The sequence below is a fragment of the Paenibacillus arenosi genome (genome assembly GCF_014841135.1).
GTDB lineage: Bacteria > Bacillota > Bacilli > Paenibacillales > Paenibacillaceae > Paenibacillus_B > Paenibacillus_B arenosi.
Genome location: NZ_JACYTN010000013.1, coordinates 41,585 through 62,894, shown reverse-complemented (window position 1 = coordinate 62,894; position 21,310 = coordinate 41,585). Strand labels below are relative to the sequence as shown.

Below are 21,310 nucleotides of genomic sequence, written 5' to 3'. Positions count from 1 at the left end.
GCTGTATTACTCGAAGTCAAAATCTGCTGCAGCTTCTACGATTTGAGATGACATGTTTGTTTCAACAGACTGTCCATCACTCGCTTCTTCCGGCAGCAAAGAGAGTTCCGATATCGGTTTCTTGGAATCCTGCACGACTTGCTGCCATATGAGTTGAATATGATCCATGATGGTATACGCCGTCTCCTTGCTGAATAACCGATTCGCATATTGCAAATCCAATAAAATTTGGTCTCCATTATCACGAGCTGTCAAGATAAGATCGAATTTAACTGTTTTGTCCTTCCAGTTGTGCAGCTCCGTTGTCCACATCAAATCCTTCAGTTCCGTCTTCTCTGCCGTGTCCACAGCAAGCATCGTGTTGAACAACACAGAGCTGCTTCCATTACGTTCCACATTCAGACGACGTACAAGGTTATCAAATGGATAGTACTGGTGTTCCAAGCAATTCAAAACGTTATCTTTTACTTGATTCACATAAGCTGAGAATGAGAGCTCTGGTGTCACTTTATTACGAACAGGCAGCGTATTTACAAACATCCCGACAATTGACTCTAGCTCGATATGGGCACGCCCAGACACAGGTGTTCCAACGACAATATCCTCTTGCCCAGAATATTTGGACAGCAGAATTGTGTAGCAAGCAAGCATAAGCATGTACAACGTACTATCCGTCCGTTGAGATAGCTCTTTAATTTGATTAGATAGGGGCACACTTAACATAAGCTGCACCGCATCCCCTTCGAAACTTGGAACAGACGGTCGTTTATAATCCGTTGGGAGCTGTAGCAGATCAGGCAGTGAATCAAATTGTTGCAGCCAGAAAGACTCGTCCTCGATCCATTTCGCTGTTTCCTTCATTCGGTGCTGCCATTCTGCATAATGTCGATATTTAACAGGTAGTGCCGGCAATGATTCACCTCGATAAATACGTATAAAATCTTCAATTAGTACAGCCATCGATTGGCCATCTGAAATAATATGATGCATATCGATGAACACGAAATTTCGCTCTTCGGAACGATACAGTCCAATTCGGAATAACGGGAGCATGGTTAAATCGAACGGTTGAACGAAACGCTCCATTACGCCATCCAATCCATCGCCCATATCTTCTAACATCACCGTCTCTGCGGTCCAAGAACGACTAATAATCTGGAGGAGTTCCCCATCAATCATTTGGAATCGGGTGCGCAGTGCTTCATGGCGCTCTACCAATTGCTGAACGATATAATGGAAATGGGCTTCATCCACTTGTTCACTCCATTCAAATACTTGCGGCATGTTATAGCTCGTACCTACTCCTTCTAAATGATGGACGATGTACATCGCTTGCTGTGCCGCCGAAGCAGGTGCTTTGATATACAATCCACATTCAAGCTCACCTACCGCGTCCACCGTTGCCGCCACCTCATGCAATGACAATTCATTAGCAAGTTGAGGAACTTCTAGAAATGGTATACGCTGTTCGTCAATCCATCGCGCTTGTTCTTGTATCGTTGTTAGTGAGAACAAATCACGCAGCGCGATGTCGATGCCGAACTGCTGCCGTATGCGCGATGCAAGGGCAAACAACTTTAATGAGTGCCCACCCAACATAAAGAAATCATCTGTAATACCAATATCATTAAAATCAAGAACACTTCTCCACATCTTATGCAGCTTTTGTTCTGTCAACGTGTTCGGCTGAACTCTCTCTCCATACTGAATCAAATCAGGAGCAGGAAGTGCTTTCCGGTCTACTTTCCCACTTGGCGCAAGCGGCATTTCAGTCAGTTGAACGAATAATGGAGGGACCATGTAACTAGGCAGAATAGCAGATAGCTTCTGTTTAAGCATCATCGTATCAATAGGCTGTTCATCAGATACAACATACGCGCACAGCATCGGTTGGCCTTCGATATCAGCAGCAGTTACGATCGCTTCTTTAACGAGATTTGTTTGCAAGATTTGAGATTCAATTTCTCCTAACTCAACACGGAGACCGCGAATCTTCACTTGGAAATCAGCACGACCAAGGTATTCAATTTCGCCATTCTTTCGGTAACGAGCTAGATCACCTGTTCGATACATCCTATTCCATCCACTCTCTGGATACGGATGAGGCAGAAAAACAGCATCAGTTTTAACTGGATCATGTAAATAACCCGTACCTAAACATAAGCCAGCAATATAAATCTCTGCTGTAACTCCTGGAGGAGCGACCTGAAGATGCTTATCTAGTAATAGAATCTGCGTATTATAAATCGGTTTGCCAATCGGAATACGATGCCCTTCATTTCCACGAACTTGATGGTAAATACAACCGATGCTGGCTTCCGTAGGCCCATAAAGATTCGTTAACTGCACATCCGGAAGCAGGGACTGGAATTTATACACCGTTGAAGCAGCAACCTCTTCTCCCCCAACGATGACACTTGTTAACGTACGCAATCTAGCAGTCAGCTCTCTGGAGCCCGCCAACAGTTGTTCAACGATGACATTAAATACAGACGGGACAAAATCGGTTAGTGTAATTTGATGCTTCTCAATCGTTGCAGAAATATAATCTGCCGAAAGAAGCTTATCCGAATCTGGAAGAACCGTCTTCCCACCACGCGTTAATGGCCAGAAAAACTGCCATACAGAGCTATCAAATACATGAGCTGTCATTTGCAATACCGCACGTGCGGCAGTGTCTCCAAAGTAGTCATTCATCCATGCAAATCGATTCGCAATACCGAGGTGAGGAACAACAACTCCTTTGGGCTTTCCTGTTGAACCAGACGTATAGATAACGTAAATAGTGTCATCCAACCCTGCAATACGGCCCAAGTTGCTTGCGAGTGGCCATTCTTCCAAGTGAACGGCAATTGCTGAGACTTTTGGAAATTGCAACAGCACCTCACTATACTTTAGGCTGTCATTCGTTAATATAAATGCTGCTCCTGTATCTTCTAAAATAGAAGCAACACGACCAGTTGGCCAACCTGCATCCATTGGAACAAACGCTGCTCCCGTCTTCATTACAGCAAAAATAGATACAACCAATTCTATGCAACGATCCATCCACACCGGCACATAACTACCTGGTCCGATCCCTTGATTGCGCAGCCAGTGTGCCATTGCATTTGCACGCCCATTCAGTTCAGCGAAACTAATCGCTTCATCTCCACATTCAACAGCAATACGCTCTGGATTTATAGCAACCTGTTGTTCCACCCAATAGTGGACAGGCTCCAGCTCAAGGGAAGTTTCAGACGGATTGTACTGAGCCAATTGCTGTAGTGATTGCTCAACTGATAATAGAGCGATATCCGCTAGAATGATGTCAGGCTTATCGATAATAACATCCAGCACCTGAAGAAGATGGTGGCCGAACCGCTGCATCGTTTCTTCACGGAATAAGGAGACGGCATAATTTAATTCGAACGTTATACGGTCTTCGTGCTGGACAGCCTCCATAGCGAAGTCGAACTTTGACTTCTGATTCTGCAGTGGCATCACTTGAACGGGCATACTTCCGAAATGAACTTGCGATTCTTCTTCCCGATGTGAAAACATCGTCGTGAAGAGGGCACGGTAATTTACATCTCGCTGCTCACGTTGTGCATTCCATTCATCAATAACCCATTCCAAAGGAAGATCTTGATGCTGAAACGCTCCCGTTACTGCATCTTTTACCTCGCGAATGTAAGTAGTAAATGATTTATCACTGTGAGGGAATATGCGTAAGGCCAGTGTATTTACAAACATACCTACGACGGATTGCAGCTCAGAACGTGAGCGGCCAACTACAGGAACACCGACGATGATGTCCTCTTGCGAACTATACTTAGACAACAAGATGCAATAAGCACTCAATAGGTACATGTATGGCGTAACACCTAACTTAGCAGCCACTTTCTTTAAACGCTCGTATGCAACACTACCAAGTTCAAACGTCAAACTATGTCCTTCCGAAAGCTGTTCACCTGCTCCCTTCACATAATCAGTTGGGAATTCCAGTGTTGGTAATTCTCCTCTGAGCTGCTCCAGCCAGTAGTCACGTTGACGTTCAAATTGCCCCTCTTGCGCAGCTTGACGTTGCCAAGCCGCAAAATCTTTAAACTGTATCGTAAGCGGCGGTAAGGTAGATCCATGATAGAGCTGATCAAGTTCATGGAAAAGAACTTCTATGGAGACAGCATCTGAAATGATATGGTGCATGTCGATGAAGAATAGATGCTCTTCCTCTGCCAAACGAATTAGTTTTACCCTTAGAAGTGGCGCTTTACTTAGGTCAAACGGTCGTACATAGCGCTGCAGTTGCTCTACTGACCAACCGTCCCCCTCTAGCTGATAATCTTGTCGACCTTCTACCTCAGCATCAATATATTCAATGGAAAAGTTGACGCTCTCATGCACAAGCATTTTCGGTTCGCCATCTACCAGATCAAAGGACGTCCGTAAGCTTTCGTGCCGATCTACCAGTTCACTCCATATTTGCATCATACGCGTCAGCGACAATGGACCTTCTATATAGAACGCCCCTGGCATATTGTAAGCAGTCGAGTCCGTCTCCAACTGCTCAATTACATACAATCTCTGCTGCGCTGCAGACATATCATAGCTTGATTGCAGCTCAATCGGGTTTATGGAAGAGCTATAAGCAAATGCTCCTAATGACTCCTTCTCACTCCAATTCAAGTTACTCATTTCATCCGAAATATCGCATAGACGCGAGAAGCGGAACAGATAACTGACGGGAACTGTTATATTCAACTGCTGCTCCATTTGATTTACGAGCTCAAGCGCTTTTAATGAATGGCCACCAATTTCAAAGAAATCATCAGTTATGCTGATATGTGACAGTCCGAGAACTTCTTTCCAAATATTCATCAGCTGCTGATCAAGTAAATTTCTAGCAGGTTGAACTTCTTTTCCACTTACAAAAGTATCCTTTGGATTTGGAAGAGCACGACTATCCAGCTTTCCATTTGTAGTCATTGGCAATCGTTTTAGCTCAATAAAGTAAGAAGGAATCATGTAGTCTGGTAAATGAATAGCTAAAAAACGTCTCAATTCCGCTATGCTCCATGTTCCTTTTGGAACGAAATATGCACATAAATAGGACGTGTCTTCTGTTTCTTTATGGCAAACGACAGCGGCCTCCGCAATTACCTCATATTTAAGCAGTACATTCTCTACTTCTTCCAACTCAATACGGTAACCACGAATATTTACCTGCTGATCGATCCGTCCTAAATACTGAATATCGCCGTTCGGTAGCCATTTTGCTAAGTCTCCAGTACGATACAGCTTATCTCCCTCTTTATACGGGTTATCCGCATATTTCTCCGCTGTAAGCTCAGGGTTACCCCAATAGCCACGCGTCACCCCTGCTCCACCTATGCATAACTGTCCGGCAATACCGATCGGCACTGGACGATCCTCGTTATCCAAAATATAGATGTGAACATTAGCTATCGGCTTACCGATAGGAATTGACTCATAAGAAGTCCCCCGTTCAACATGATGATAACTCGCACAAACCGTCGCCTCGGTTGGACCGTACGTATTGAACACATCGCAGTGCTCAGACAACTTTGAGATGTACGACCATCTCAATACGTCTCCTCCGCTGATTGCAAGCCTCAATTTAGAAGGGACGGGGTATTTATTAATCTCATTAAGCAACAACGGTGAAGCACTTATTACGGTTACCTGCTCTTGCTCCAACTTACTTAGAAGCTGTGGAATCTGATGAAGGTCCTCCGATCTCGTTAACAAAATCGAAGCGCCACATGTCAAAGCAGGGAACACTTCTTCGACATACGTATCAAAGGAAACAGAAGCCTGCTGCAGCACAACGTCACTAGATGCAAGCTGAAATTGTCGTTGAAATGCATGGATGTAGGCTGATAAATTGCAATGCTCTACCATCACACCTTTTGGCTGTCCCGTCGAGCCAGATGTATAGATCATATAGGCCAAGTTACTAGGAGTGTTTATCAATTCAAATGAAGGATTTGATGTGGATGTTACTGGCCACGTTGCTTCCGTTGTAGAAGCTGGCAGCAAATGATTACAGCGTGCTTCATTTAGTAATGCATTCATGTCTGCAACAACAATATTTGTAGGAGTGGCTATTTCCTTGCGGTTATCCGTTAATAGCACAGAAGCCTGACTATCATTTAACATAAATGCGATCCGTTCTTGTGGATAAGCAGTATCTATTGGCACATAGGCCCCGCCTGACTTCAGCACGCCTAGAAGTGCAATAACTTGCTCAGGACCTCGATCAATCAGAATCGCTACTTTTGACTCTTGGCGAATCCCCATCTCTCTCAGTTGATGTGCCACTTCATTTGTCAGATGATTGAGCTCATGATAGGTCAAAACGATATCTTCAAATCGAATCGCTATCGCATTCGGTGTTCGTTGAGCTTGTGCGATAAATAATTGTGGGAGTGTTACTGTCAGATTCTCCGCATCGACCGTATCATTAAATTGATACAATACTTGCTGCTTCTCATCCTCGTTAAGCAGCTCGATCTCTGCTAGCTTTAGGTGTGGCTGTTCGACTAGGATATGCAGTACTTGTACATAATGGCGCATCATACGTTGCGCTGTTTCGGACGTGAACAAATCTGTACTGTACTCTAATGAAAATTGCATCTCCCCATGTAAATCCATGCATTCCAACGTGAGATCGAACATAGAGTTAGTATGTTGAATTGGGTAAAGAGAAGCTCGCCAATCCTTCGTACTCATAGTTGGTAATTCGGCATTTTGCATGACAAACACAGTATCAAACAATGGATTCCGCCCGCTGTCACGTACCACTTGTACACGTTCAACAAGCCGCTCGAACGGGTACTGCTGTGCCTCTATTGCATCTAACACCGTTTTCTTTACATTTTGAAGCAATAATAGAAATGAGTCCTCCCGTTCTGGGTGGCAACGAATCGCAAGCGTATTGACGAACATTCCTACAATGGCTTCCATATCTGCGTGAGATCTGCCTGCAACGGGTGATCCAATAACGATATCACTCTGCCCGGTATAAATGGACAGTAATGTCGCATAAGCAGACAGCAGCAGCATATATAAGGTCGTATCTGTCTGATTTGTTAACTCGTACAACCTCTTCTGAACGGATTCATCTATCGTAAATGAGAGGGTAGCACCCTGAAAACTTTGCATCCGAGGTCGAGCATAATCAGTAGGAAGCTGAAGCACATCCGGCAGTATCTTAAATTGCTCCAACCAGTAAGCTTCCTGCTCTGACATAAATTCAGAAGATAACAGTTCATGATGCCATGCAGCATAATCGCGATATTGCAGTTCATTTGTTTTTAATATATTACCTTCATATAATTCTTTAAATTCGTTAAGCAAGATACCGACTGTAGTCGCATCACTTACAATATGATGCATATCTACAACCAGTACAGAGCGCTCCGTGTCCAATTGATAGACAGCCACTCGCAGTAACCCAGGTCGTTCTAGAGCAAAAGGCCGAATATAGGATGTCAACATGCTAGGAATATGATCGTTATCTGCTGTCATCCAATCTACAGCAATCATCACACCTTCATGTATATGCTGCCATACTTCACCGTTCGTAAAATGAAACGATGTTCGCAACAATTCATGTCGATGGATTAATTGATTCACGGCAGCTTGAACTTTTTGCTGTTCCAGATTTCCTTCTATTAGAAGTGCCTTACTGATGTTATAACTCGTAGAATTAGGGTCTATTTGATGCAGCATAAACATTCTCGTTTGTGCTGCAGAAGCTAAACATACCGTACTGGTACGATCACGCTTAACTAACAATGGTAGTTTACTAGGTCTGGATAATTGAATCCGATTCGCAAGTTGACGTATCGTAGGTTCTGCAAAAATATGCCTTATCGTTACGGCTGCTTCAATTTCTTTATCGATTCGAGACGCTAATATCGTCGCCTTCAACGAGTGTCCTCCTGATAGGAAGAAATCATCATGAACACTCACCTGAGAAAGTTGAATCCCTAAAACATCTGCCCATATATTAGCTAAACGGCGCTCAATATCTCCTTCTGGCTTCACCATTTCCTCACTTGAAGTTGGGCTCAGAGTAGGATTCGGCAGCTGCTTGCGATCTAATTTACCATGAACCGTCATAGGGAACCGTTCAATCTCAATAAAGTACGACGGTATCATATAATCCGGCACCTTCTCTGCTAGCTCTCGTCTTAACTCAGCAGCAGTCCATGGCCTAGCAGATAATATATAAGCGCACAAATATAAACTAGAAGCTCCTTCTCGCGTCGCAATAACTCTTACCCCAGAAACCATCTCCAACTGTTCAATTGCTTTTTCTACCTCACTCAGCTCAATCCGATAACCACGAATTTTCACTTGTTGGTCTGTACGCCCCATGAATGCTAAATTTCCATCCGGTAGCCATTTCACTAAATCGCCAGTTCGATAAATACGTTCTCCTTCGACAAACCAATCTTTTTGAAAACGCTCAGTCGTCAATTCAGGATTGCCCCAATAGCCTCTGGCTACACCAGCACCTGCTATGCACAACTCTCCTGCCACACCAATAGGAACTGGCTGCAAGGACGCATCCATAACATAAATTCGATAGTGAGAAATCGGCTTACCAATTGGAACCTGCTCATCCGGTACATAGCAGCGATAGTAACTTGCACATACCGTAGCCTCTGTCGGACCATATGAGTTGTAGACCGCACATTGCTCTTGCAAATTAGACATGTACTCCCACTTCAGCACATCACCACCGCTAATGACGATTCGTAATGAAGAAGGAAGTTTTATTTTATTAATCTCATTAACCAACAACGAAGAGCAGCTTATTATCGTCATTTGAGATTCAATCAACCGTGAAGACAATATCCTCATATCGAGTACGTCTTCCTTTTTCATCATGACGAGCTTAGCACCATACGCTAACGCAGGAAATACTTCTTCAATGAAATTATCAAAAGCAAATGATGCTTGTTGGAGAACAACGTCATTCGAAGTTACTGCAAATTCCCGTTTGAAGGCGTCAATATAAGCAGTTAAATTGCCATGCTCAATCATAACCCCTTTAGGATTTCCTGTTGTCCCTGACGTATATAAAATAACAGCTAAATGATTCTGTTCATGATGATCTAGAGAAGAAACTAGACCTTCATAAACGGTACAGGTTTGCAACTCCAATACTTCACCTTCATAGGATAGCTGTCCACTCCAGTTTCGATCCGTCAGTAATAGCGCAGGTTTGCAATCATTGAGCATATAAAGAATGCGTTCATCCGGGTAATTCGGATCGATAGGCAGATATGCTCCACCCGCTTTCCAAATGCCTAGTATCGCGATGACTTGCTGAATACCACTTTCCATCCATATACCAACAACCACTTCTCTTCCAATACCTTTATCTTGCAAGGCTGCTGCCACTTGATCAGTCAATCTATGCAATTCACCATACGTAACCTTCTCTCCAGCATATTGAAGCGCCATTTTATCTGGTTGTGACCGCGCCTGCTCTGAGAACAAAGTTAAGAATGGCTTGATCTGCTCCAACCCTGGCTCAATCATTCCACTATTTTGGAACTTAGCAATCCATTCCTGCTCCTGCTCGTTCATAATGCTGAGCTTATCAAGCTGAACACTTCGCTCCCTGACTAACGTCTGCAAAATATTGCAATAACGGACCGCCATACGTCCCATAGAAGCTCGGTCGAACAAATCAGTATTGTATTCCCAAATTAGAGACAGAGTCCCCTCACGTTCTACCACTTCCAATGTTACATCCAGACGCGATGTTTTGCGTTCCAGCTCTTCCAGCTCAATATGCCATTCCTCGCCTATCATTGGAGCAGCCATGTTCTGCATGATGAAAACCGTATCATACAACGCATTCCGATTAAGCTCAGGATGAATTTTCAGTTTCTCAACTAACTGCTCGCACCAATACGATTGATGCTCCAAAGCCTGATATACATCCTCCTTTACAATTGCCAACAGTTCCTCAAAAGTGTTTCTTGCTTGACCATTTATCCGCAGTGGGAGTGTATTAATCAACATCCCTACCGTCTGTTGGATATCTGGGTGTGTGCGATTGGCAAATGGAGAACCAATTACGATATCCCGCTGACCTGTATGCTTAGATAACCACACATAATAAGTGGTTAGCAGCACCATGTATAAAGTCGTTCCTGTGGCTTGAGCCAAATGCTTGAGCTCAGCGGTCAATTCACTATTAACAGTAAAGTGTATAGAATCACCGTGGAAGCTTTGTACAGTCGGACGTTGACCATCTATCGGCAGCTCCAATATAGGAATCTCATCGCTGAATCGGCTCATCCAATAAGCTTCATGAGCTGACCATGCTTCAGAAGCCTCCTGCTGCTTTCTCCATAGGCAGACATCTTTAAACTGCACCTTAGGTTGCTTTAATACATGACCAGACAGTGCAGCAAAAAAATCTTCAAGCAGTTGCATCACTGAACTTCCATCCATAATCATATGGTGAAAATCGAAGACGAGTGTATGCTCCTCCTTCTTCTGCCCAGCAGTAACCCCTACGCGCCATAATGGATAGGTTTGCAAATGATAGGGGGTAATCCACTCCCCCACAGATTCACTTAAGGTCCCTTTCATTTGAATCTCTTCAATTTCTATTGGAGTAGGGACATGAATAAACTGCATTAGCTCTTGATCAACAATTTGGAACGTCGTTCGAAGCGCTTCGTGTTTCATTAGAAGAGAGTTAACTGCCAACCTACATTTCTGAGGATCAAGCTGCCCTTTTACTTTTAGAGCTATGGTAATATGATTGCTTGTTCCTACCCCATCAAGTTGTTCGAGTACATATAATCTCCGTTGGGACAATAGCGAAGGAAATGGCCCTAAACCCTCTATTCTCGCAATTGGTCCAATGGAATCTGTATAGGTAGTATCAGCGGTATCAATATACTTTGCTACGTTTGCAACGGTCTCCAGTTCGAACAATTTTCCTAGCGGAATTTCTAACTCAAAATGCTCCATAATCTGGGCGTTTATGTAAATAGCTTTGAGTGAATTCAATCCTATTTCACGTAAACTATGCATCAAGCTAATCTCTTTTTTTCCTGTCGCAGCTTTAACCAGTGCTAAGAGCTTACGCTCTGTCTCAGTGATTGGCTCTCTGTCAATAGATGCCTCTTCAGCGCTCAGCTCCGTGTACTTACGGATTTCATTAATGATTTCGCTGTAAACACCATCTACATAGTTGGCTGCCAGTTTATATCGCTGTACTTTGCCGCTCGTCGTCTTAGGAATACGACGAATCGGAATCACTTCTTGAACGTCTAGACCCATTTTATCTTTAATCGTTCGCTTCACTTCACGAGACAAGGGAATGAATGTTTCCATATTAGGCTTCGCATAGAGGAAAATAATCAAATCATCTTGAGCACGTTCCGTATTGTAAGCACCGCATGCGACTACTCTTCCTAATTGAATACCTTCAATAGTTTCAGCTACGTTCTCGATATCATAAGGATAGAAGTTCTGCCCATTTACAAAAAGAATGTCCTTTTCTCTGCCCGTAACAACGAGACGTCCATTATGTATAAAGCCAAGATCTCCCGTTCGCAACCACCCATCTGTCGTTAGCACTCGTTCCGTTGCTTCAGGATTGTTATAATATCCTTTCGTTACGTTGTCGCCTTGAATGTGAATATGACCAATCGTCCGTTCTGGCAGCAATTGATCATCATCTCCGCAAATACGAATGCGGCAATTATCTACAGGGAAACCCTCGTCAACAAAAATGACTCCTTTGCTATCTTCTTCTGTAACAAAGCGGACTCGTTTTCCTTTGTTCAATTGATTACGGGCCAGGCATACGCTCTGCAAACCATCTCCTATTTTGGGAAATGTAATAGCGAGGGAAGCTTCAGCCATTCCGTACACTGGGAAAAACACATCTGCTCTAAGTCCCTGCGGAATGAGCTTTTCCAAAAATCGATGGCAAAGGCTCGCTGAAATTGGTTCTGCTCCATTAAATATCAATCGGACGCTCGATAAATCTAATGCAGCTAGGTCACTATCTTTGCACATATCAAGCACATATTTATAACCAAAGTTAGGTGAGGACAAATACTCAATACGATATTCACTCGCCTTTTTTAGCCATAAAGTAGGCCGACGAACAAACAAAGAAGTTGGCATCTGATACTGATCAACCTGCGCCGTTAAGGGGGTTAAATGCCCTCCAATCAAACCCATATCATGGGTAAATGGCATCCAGTTCAAGCATGTCTCCCCTACTTGTATATGCATGCCTTTCATAATTGCCCGAATATTTGTTAATAAGTTTCGATGGGTTAACATAACCCCCTTAGGCTCTCCTGTCGATCCTGACGAGAACTGTATGAAAGCAATTTCATCCTCTTCGGCTGTATGAACTACTCCTTCGTCACCGTTCCAATCATTCGAATCAATAAACATAGTACGGTCAGCACTATGCTCGCTGCTCCATAGACCATGTACATCGAGAGATTTTAAATCCATATCCGTAATTAAAAAGGCATTTCCCAGCACACCTGCTATTTTATTTAATTTACTTATATGCTCAGGCGTTGTTGAAGCGGTAACAGGTACGGGAATAAAATTTCCAAGTACACAAGACCAAAATGCGTATAAGAATTGGACATGATTGTCTATATAAAGAATCACTTCTTGTCGGGGCTGAATGCCCCGACGCTGAAGATGATTGAGTACAGAAAGAGAACGTTGAAGCAATTGTTCGTACGGGATAAAATGATCCTGCTTACCATCAATGACGTAAATCCCCTTATCCTTCTTAGCGGCTGTTAAAAGTACATTCTGCAAAGTCTTCATCCCAGACTATCCTCTCCTCAAGAAATGAATGTTCAAATGCTGCGGCTGAACAAACTCTTGCTTACGTCTATACTTCTATTTTTCCAACCTAACCGTTCTCTCTAGTTACCTACAGGCTGAGGATCATCCTGTTTAATTTCTTTCGCCCAGATTTGTTCCATTGTTTCGTGAGAGATATCTTTCGTCATATCTTCTTCCGTCGCGTATGTGAATACGATAACTGTACGTCTAGATGATCCTACCAATGGACTTATCCTATGCAAAGTTGTATTCGCCTTCATAAAGTAGCATCTCCCTTGGGGGATATACTTGGAATTTACCGTATGTGTATCCAATATTTTTTGCACACAATTTTTTTTATCCGTTTGATCCCACTCCGTGTGAGGAATATATTCGATTAAAGCGCCCTCTTCTGGCCTCGGTGCTTCGACAATCCAGATAAGCGCGAACGTGTAGTCGTCCCAATGCCAGCCATGTGTATCACCTGTCGCTTGTTGACTATTAATAATATATTCTTCAGGTTGATACGGTACTGGAAGTACAGTTTGATTATTATTAATAGATGCGAGATATTGTTTAATCGGCTCCGAAGCAAAGAAAGCCGGAATATATTGACCATGCTCAGCAATCGCATCTCGGCCTACACTATTAAAGTTGCGCGGCGTATTTCCTGTTTCTTTAATAACAAGATCCCTCCGCACACCATAGTGGTGAAGGATGGATAAAGCCTCATCTTCCATTTTGATCCGTAATGCTTCTGGCAACATCGCCTCGAATACGACCACATCATTCGTTGAAAAATCATGACGAAGCTGTTCGTTTAGCGTATCCGGCAAGCTATTAAGGTGCTGTATAACATCTGCATCAAATTGTTCTTGAAAAGTCATATTAATCCCTCACTCTATCCGTTTTATAGTCGATACAATGTAAACAATGTAATGGATCTTGCTATTGGTAATAAACTTAGTGGTTTAGAATTTTGAAATCATATAAATAGACAGAATCTCTTCCAATTTCTTTTTTCAAATCGGGTAATTTCAAAGTATTTACTACTTTCCCCTCCAAATTGTACGTTTCAATCTGATGGGATTTGCTCTTCTCATGGAAGTGATAGAAATACAAATGATCATTATAGAAATAGACGATTTCATCCTGGAGTTTTTCATCACGTTGATAATCATTGAGGTGGAATTTTTTATTTAGCTTGTTCGTTTCTAGGTTGTAGGCGTACACGTCCCCATATCCATCAACGAAATAAACTTGTCCATCTTTGAGGTAAATACTTTCTTTATTGAAGAAATAATACTTCGTGTTAGTGCCATCATATTGAAGTAAAGGATGCTTCTTAAAAGGAGTCTTGTTGTCCTTCGCTACTTGCATCAGATTCAGCTCAACCTTATTGCCTATAAGATCAGCGTAGACACCTACCATGTCATCACCCGCAGCAATCAACTTGGTGAACATGAACCTGCCTTCTTCCTTGCTTTTTTCTAGAAGTGTCTTACTGTCGAACTTGAGCTGATCGCCTTGGATCGAAGCTTTATGGAAAAACTTCTTAGAAGGATCCTCCACATCAGAGGAAATATAATAAATATGCTTGCCATCATCTCCTGTTGCTTCAACAAATTCACGAATGTCTTTACAATAATGCTTCGTTTCGTCTCCCCAACGTACTTTAGAAATGTAATACTTCATATCTTCACTAAAACGTCCATTGAAAATGGAATAGTACGTTTTTCCGCCATTTAATTCCCCTGATGACTGACCGTAACCTGCCGGCACTTTGCAATCTTCTTTGTATGGGGTTGTTTGAATATTATTATCAGCCTGAATAGTCAGCATTTGTTCCTTCTGATTAAGCAGTAACGATTGCCCGAGCGGAATGACTGAATTTAACTCCAACCCTCGCTTCTTAATCTTCGTATACTTTCCTTGCTTATCAATCAGGAACAAATAACTCAACCCATCTCCTATTCGCTCATGTGGGAGATCGGTAGAATAATAAACAATAGCATGCGGATCATCTTTAAGCTTTACCGTCTCTGGAGCCACCTCCTTATTCGTAGCAGAGTCTGTACAAGCCGTCACAAAGAGCAGTATGATGGCAATCAACAAAGTAAGCCGTACCCGAAAAGACCTTCGTTTCGCTTGAAATATCATTTGTAGTCTCATTAGTAGTCTCCCAGAATGTAGATTTAGAGGTTCAGAATTACTGAACCTCTTTTCATTACTTGTACTTACACATATAGCTATAGGAAGGATTAATTATAAGATTTAAGAGTTGTAACTAAGCTGGAGTCACGGATATCTTTTGGATATACGCCCAAACCGCCGTTTTTATCGAGATCAATATTCGCTACGCTTTTAAAAGCACACCATACAAGCTGAGAACAGTTGAAGGAATTAACGTTACAGAAACGGTTGTGGAAAAATTGGATGTCATAATCAAGCCCCACTTTTCCTTTTGCCCATTCTGTTGCACTATGGTTTTGTGCAGTAGATGTGACGTTTACTTTCATAATGCGAGCGCCACTCTTTACTTTGCGATCGGCTACCGCTGCAAGAATAACACCATATTTCGGGCTAGATGATTCAACAATCGTGCTAGGAGTGTAGTATAAACCTACATGTCCATGCTCAACGCCAGCAAAGGAAGCTGGCTGATAGAACAAGTTACCTTTAGCACTTGAATCCAACTGAATCGTTCCACCTTCAACCGGAGAACCATACGTAACAATATCTTCTGGCTGACTTAAGAGTTCATTCAAAATTTGAGTAGTAATTTGCTGTTCTGATAAACCTGAGTGCTTTGTTAACTCCGTAATACTTTGTTTCAAATCTTCTTTGGTTAGACCATTTCCATGCAAGGACACGATTTGATCCAATTGCTGATTCGTGGAACCAGCTGCAGCCTGTAGTGGAGCAGCTATCAACATCAATGCACATAATGTTAAGAACACAAGTTTTTTCATCTACTAATCTCCTTTATAATGAATTTATGATATTGCTGGACTGCATATTTTTTTGACTTTACATCATCTGAGGAAATGCATACGTATGAGCTAGTTAATAGAAGAATGACCCTTTAAAAATACCATTAGTGGATAAATACCAATGTCGATGCCCAAAGTTGAAATTTCGTGACTTTTCTCAAGTTTTGCGAGGAGTTGTTTGTGGATTTGATCAGTCACCGATTGCTCTGTAATTCCTTTACCCGAGCATGAATACTGGGCGTAAATTCTCAAAATAATATTGAGAAAAATGCTTAAACCCCGTATTCTTTAATTGTTTTTACTGATTTGTGGTCACGAATATCACGCGGATAAACCCCTAAACCACCATCATTATCAAGATCAACGTTAGCTTTCTCCTTGAATGCACACCATACTAACTGAGAACAGTTAAAGGAAGTTCCACCACATGACCGATTAATCGCGAAGTTCTTATTATAAGATCCTGTTGTCTTTCCTCCAGCCCAGTCAGCTGCATTGCTATCTTGCGTATAAGTCGTTGAAGTGACATATTGGATTTTAGAATGTTTGTCCACTTTTCTACTACCAAGAGTAGATTTAATAATACCGTCATCAGGATTTGCGGCCTCTACTATTTGATTTCTAGCAATATACATACCAACATGTCCATGGTTGAAAACCTTATAGGAGGTAGCTGGTGTATAGAAAATATGTCCTTTTTGACTTGGATCTAATAAGTAAGTGGCATTATTACCACCTCCTGAAGAGAATACACCTACATCCTCAGAAAGTTCTGATTGCAATTCGGAAAGCACTTGATTCACAATTTGCTGCTCACTTTTTCCCGTTTCTCTAGCAAGTTGAACGATATCCATTTTTAATTCTGCCTTTGTCAGTCCATTACCATGAAGCGTCACAATTTCATTCAATTGATGTTCAACAGAAGTTGCACCCGCTTGCACCGGAATAACAAGCAGCATCATTGCGCTTAATACGACAAGTAAGAGCTTTTTCATTTTCAATTTTCATGCTCCTTCATAATCGAATTGGAATTTAATATTTTTTAATTGTTCTCACTAGACTCGAATCACGAATATCAACAGGGTAAACGCCCCACCCTTTATCTTTATCAATGTCAATTCCAGCTACTTGTTTGAATGCGCACCACACAAGCTGAGAGCAGTTAAACTTTTTACCACCGCAAGAACGATTTTTCAAAAAGTTCTTGTTGTAATTATTTTTACCGAGTTTGCCGTGTGCCCAGTTCGCTGCCTTGCTATCTTGAGAAATAGATGTACTTTTAACTTCCTGAATGCGAGCTCCTTTTCCTACTTTCCTAGTAGATACTGATGCTTTACGAATACCTAGATCACTATTAGCAGCTTCTACAATTACACTGCTCGTATAATAAATGCCAATATGTCCATGATTAACAGGTCCTAATGATGCAGGAGCGTAGAAGAATGTCCCTTTGCGGCTGGTTGCTAATTGCTTGCTTCCCCCACCACCACCAGAAGAATAGGCACCGATATCACTTGTTTGTTTAGACTCAAGCTCTTTTAGTAATTCCGCAGTAATTTGTTGTTCGCTTGCTCCGGATTCTACTGCAATGGAAGCAATATCTCGCTTCAACTCTTGCAAAGTTATTTCATTTCCATGAAGCGTCAAAATTTGATTCAGTTGCTGCTCATTCGAGCTAGCACCGACCTGCGCTGGAATAGTAATCAACATCATTGCAGAAATTGCAGATATCCATAACTTTTTCAGTTTCATATTTGCATCCTCCAAAATGTTTGCTCTTATCTAGCTGTAAGTGGAGTGCCGTACTATTTACGACACTCCCACCCAGTATTTGCACACACTAACTCATTCTTATTCAGTTATCAAATGATATTAGTAAGTCTTTATTGTATTCACGAGGCTAGAATCACGGATGTCTTTAGGATAAACACCCCAACCACCATCTTTGTCGATATCAATACCAACAACTTGTTTAAATGCGCACCATACAAGCTGAGAGCAGTTAAAGGAGCTTCCTCCGCAAGAACGATTGCTCACAAAATTGTTATTATACGAGCCACCAACTTTTCCATTTGCCCAGTTCGCTGCATTACTATCTTGAGTTGTCGAAGTTGAATTTACAGTCTGTATACGAGAGCCTCCTTCTACTTTTCTACCAGAGACGGATGCTTTACGGATGCCTAGGGTACTGTTAGCAGCTTCAACAATTTGAGTAGTGGAATAATAAATACCAATGTGTCCATGAGGTACGCCGAAAGTAGCGGCTGGTTGATAGAAGAATGTTCCTTTGCGGCTTGTATCTAGTTGGTAGCTTCCTCCACCGCCACCTGAAGAGAAGACGCCAATGTCAGAGGATTGTTTGGATTTCAGCTCATCTAGAATCTGCTGGCTCACTTGTTGCTCGCTCAGACCAGCTTCTTTAGCCAGCCTAGAAATATCCTGCTTCAATTCTTGCTTCGTCAGGCCATTACCATGTAGCGTCACAATTTGTTCCAACTGCGGTTCACTTGAAGTTGCACCCGCCTGTACAGGAATTACTAGCAACAATACTGCACACATCGTCAAGAATAAAAGCTTTTTCATCTTCACACTTTTGTCCTCCTAGTATAATTTTTAAAAGTCTATTGGCCAGATAAACTTCTAAAATAATCATATTTTATAAAATAATGTCACGTCAATCATTTTTAGATCGATTTTTCTATCTATTTTTATCGACTTTATTCGACTAATTTGAAGTAGAAATTTACTGTCTTAAGCCAAATCTTTTTTTTGTGAATGACAAAAAGACCTGAATCATGATTGCTATCCATGTATATGTCTATCGAACAATGGAGTTAAAAGGTATTTATGTAAATAGTGATATAAAAAGCGTAATTAGTATTTTCGTTCAAAATTTGGATGCAGAACGTGTCGAATTACTATAGACGATAGCAGCCACAAAAGTACGAAATACGAAATTGAAAACGTGGTTAGTTTCTAATACAAATGAAATAGGCAATGGAGTATGAGAAGATATTATGATGAAATTACAATTTAAACGTAGTTGTCGTACCGACATTAGAAAAACGAAAAGGAAGTAAGCATTATCGGAGTATCAAATGCGAAGAATCATATTATTAATAAAATACATATGTATACATAAACAAATGGTTGCAAAAATGCCTTCAGCAAGATTTTAAAATAGGGGGTTGAAGTTGGGTTATCATTTTACTTAGCTGAGAAATGATTCAATTTCCATTCACCATTTCAATTGGTAATTAGATGTGGATTACATCCAAAATGAGGTCAATCATAAAAACTGCTGGATGCTTTTCTATATCCTGTCACACCCTTTAATTTCCAATATACTCCTTATAGATATCATTTTCAAGCATTTCTTAACATTTTTCATCAGGCATATAGAGGCAGTATGTCCAGACTGTCGTTCTCTTACTTTTTTTATATTATGGTCATTATCTATAAAGAAAAAAATCACCCTACTGGGTGATTTTAACTTTAGGTACCAAACCCACGTGGAAATGACTGCATAAACAATCACCTCGCTACAGGACAGCACCAACTACATGATTAATAGCAGATATTCTATCTTATTTCTTTGACTGACTCGGACTTGTATTCACTAGCACGGCCAGCTTTCTTTCGCTCTTAACCATTGGCGAGTTGCACTGAACGCACGTTGGCTCAGATGAGAAGACGAAGTTATCTCTCATCCATCCTTTACAGTCCTCACTTGTACAAGCCCATATGGATGTGATTTCTTCAGGAATGTCATCTTGAGGTTTCTTACGTGAATTATACATGAACCATCCCTCTTTCTTTTCAAGATTCACATGCGATACAATAAGTGCCCCAAACGCTATGTTCGGGGCACTTACTTCAGCGTGCAATAACTTCGATAGTTGTATTATAACACATTTGAGCGCAAATCTTTCACAGCAGAAAAAAATTTTTCCAACGCCCTTTATGGCAACCAATCTTTTGCATGAATAGAAGCGATGAGATTGAGGCCACTACTGATATCATATGCACATGCTTAGTTAAACATGACAGCTTTTCGGTAATTATTTCATTTCTCTAGTCAGGAACACAGCCGTTCCCTCTTCCTTCAGAATAAGTTAAATCAACTTCATAATAAAAGGAGTGGGTAGTCATCGGTACTTTAAAACATTCGAAAGCGTTCAAGGCCGTCCTAAGAGGCCGTAACGAAGTTCCACCAGTCAAAACGAAAGCATCAGGAATTGCAGTACTTAAAGTAGTTAATAATGGAACACAGATCAGGTTCCGTCTTGCCGTTCGAAACATTTCCAAATTACTTCAAGCACACATTCATCTCGCAAGAAAAGGAGCTAACGGACCTGTTGTCGCATTTTTGTTCAGCACAACCAAGTATCCAATATCGGTTAAAAAAGGCTTCGTTACAGGTGTATTAACAAGCAACGATCTCGTCGGGCCTCTGGCTGGCAGAACGATCGCAGATTTAGTCGCTGAGATCAAAAGCGGCAATGCTTACGTTAACGTTCACACGGTTAAGCATCCGAATGGAGAAATTAGAGGACAACTACGTCGCTAAGTATCCATTTCAACAAAAAAACACGGATCCCTATTCATCCGTGTTTTTTTGTGTCTATTTTATTTTCTACCGTAGTCCGCTTTAATCTCACCCCACTGCTGGGTTTGCCACTTCAGCAGCTTATTCTCATAGCTATTTGCTTGCAGCCAATGCAGTGCTCGATCTACAAGCGTCCATACTTCCTTTGTTGATTCATTTCGCTCCAGTGTCGTAGCTACCTTCTTCTCACGTACCCACTTCAAAGCAGTTTGAGAATCACTGTATACCGTCTTGTTGCTGCCTTGTTTCTTTAAGTATGCCAATGAATGAACAATTGCTAAAAACTCTCCCAAATTGTTCGTTCCATTTTGAACGGGACCGTGAGCGAATAGAACTTCCCCTGTCTTCGTATCTACACCTCTATATTCAATAGGGCCCGGATTCCCTTTTGTTCCAACGTCTACCGAGATACTATGATAATCAATTTCAGCCGTCGTATGGATCCCGGATGAGGTAGCAGACCGCCCCTTCTCTGATGCCTGATTGCTACTCTTTCCATAGTGACGTGCCCATCCATCTTGATAGGCTTGTTCTGCTTCTTCTTTAGACGTAAACGATTTATATTTGGCATCTTTAAATGCCTCAACTTGTACTCGGCATTCATTCCAGTTCGTATAAATACCAGGTGTGTTCCCAACCCACACGACGTAATACTTCTGCTTAGCCACACTCATTCTCCTTTACGTAAACGTTACTCCTTACTTCTTATCGCCTTACCTTACCACACGTAAACCTCCATGCATACATAGTTGTTTAACACTAAGAATTGCACTACACAGCCTCTATTATGAATGTGAATATACTGTCACAACATTTCCTTTATTCGGATAGGATTAATGCGAAAAAGGTGTTCATC

10 protein-coding genes are annotated in these 21,310 nt (G+C 41.7%); 1 reads left to right on the top strand and 9 read right to left on the bottom strand.

All coding sequences use genetic code 11. The features are described from left to right. Nucleotides 1-6 precede the first annotated feature (6 nt). The 8 genes from IFO66_RS15210 to IFO66_RS15175 all read right to left on the bottom strand — a co-directional run bounded on the left by IFO66_RS15210 (nt 7) and on the right by IFO66_RS15175 (nt 19,645). On the bottom strand, nt 7-12,852 hold the full coding sequence (locus IFO66_RS15210) for a non-ribosomal peptide synthetase (protein ID WP_192025976.1): 12,846 nt from the start codon (nt 12,850-12,852) through the stop codon (nt 7-9). Nucleotides 12,853-12,953: 101 nt separating this feature from the next. Further along, nucleotides 12,954-13,739, bottom strand: a complete 786-nt coding sequence (locus IFO66_RS15205; protein WP_192025975.1) for a HalD/BesD family halogenase — start codon at nt 13,737-13,739, stop codon at nt 12,954-12,956. Nucleotides 13,740-13,815: 76 nt separating this feature from the next. Next, nucleotides 13,816-15,024, bottom strand: a complete 1,209-nt coding sequence (locus tag IFO66_RS15200) for a hypothetical protein (protein WP_192025974.1) — start codon at nt 15,022-15,024, stop codon at nt 13,816-13,818. Between the two features lie 89 nt (nt 15,025-15,113). Beyond that, on the bottom strand, nt 15,114-15,824 hold the full coding sequence (locus tag IFO66_RS15195; RefSeq protein ID WP_192025973.1) for a hypothetical protein: 711 nt from the start codon (nt 15,822-15,824) through the stop codon (nt 15,114-15,116). Nucleotides 15,825-16,117: 293 nt separating this feature from the next. Continuing rightward, a complete protein-coding gene (locus IFO66_RS15190) occupies nt 16,118-16,840 on the bottom strand; it encodes a YiiX/YebB-like N1pC/P60 family cysteine hydrolase (RefSeq protein WP_337913160.1) in 723 nt (240 codons plus the stop codon). A 37-nt stretch (nt 16,841-16,877) separates the two neighbouring features. Continuing rightward, nucleotides 16,878-17,597 (bottom strand): hypothetical protein, encoded by a 720-nt coding sequence (locus IFO66_RS15185; RefSeq protein WP_192025971.1) that lies wholly within the window; start codon nt 17,595-17,597, stop codon nt 16,878-16,880. Nucleotides 17,598-17,717: 120 nt separating this feature from the next. After that, on the bottom strand, nt 17,718-18,434 hold the full coding sequence (locus IFO66_RS15180) for a hypothetical protein (RefSeq protein WP_192025970.1): 717 nt from the start codon (nt 18,432-18,434) through the stop codon (nt 17,718-17,720). 998 nt (nt 18,435-19,432) lie between these two features. Beyond that, complete coding sequence (locus IFO66_RS15175; RefSeq protein ID WP_028594471.1) at nt 19,433-19,645, bottom strand: cold-shock protein; 213 nt, start codon at nt 19,643-19,645, stop codon at nt 19,433-19,435. 350 nt (nt 19,646-19,995) lie between these two features. Here IFO66_RS15175 and IFO66_RS15170 point away from each other — a divergent pair, with 350 nt between their 5' ends. Next, nucleotides 19,996-20,415, top strand: a complete 420-nt coding sequence (locus IFO66_RS15170; protein WP_192026015.1) for a CHRD domain-containing protein — start codon at nt 19,996-19,998, stop codon at nt 20,413-20,415. Nucleotides 20,416-20,474: 59 nt separating this feature from the next. Here IFO66_RS15170 and rnhA read toward each other — a convergent pair whose 3' ends face one another. After that, nucleotides 20,475-21,122, bottom strand: a complete 648-nt coding sequence (rnhA, locus tag IFO66_RS15165; RefSeq protein ID WP_192025969.1) for a ribonuclease H — start codon at nt 21,120-21,122, stop codon at nt 20,475-20,477. Between the last annotated feature and the right edge of the window lie 188 nt (nt 21,123-21,310).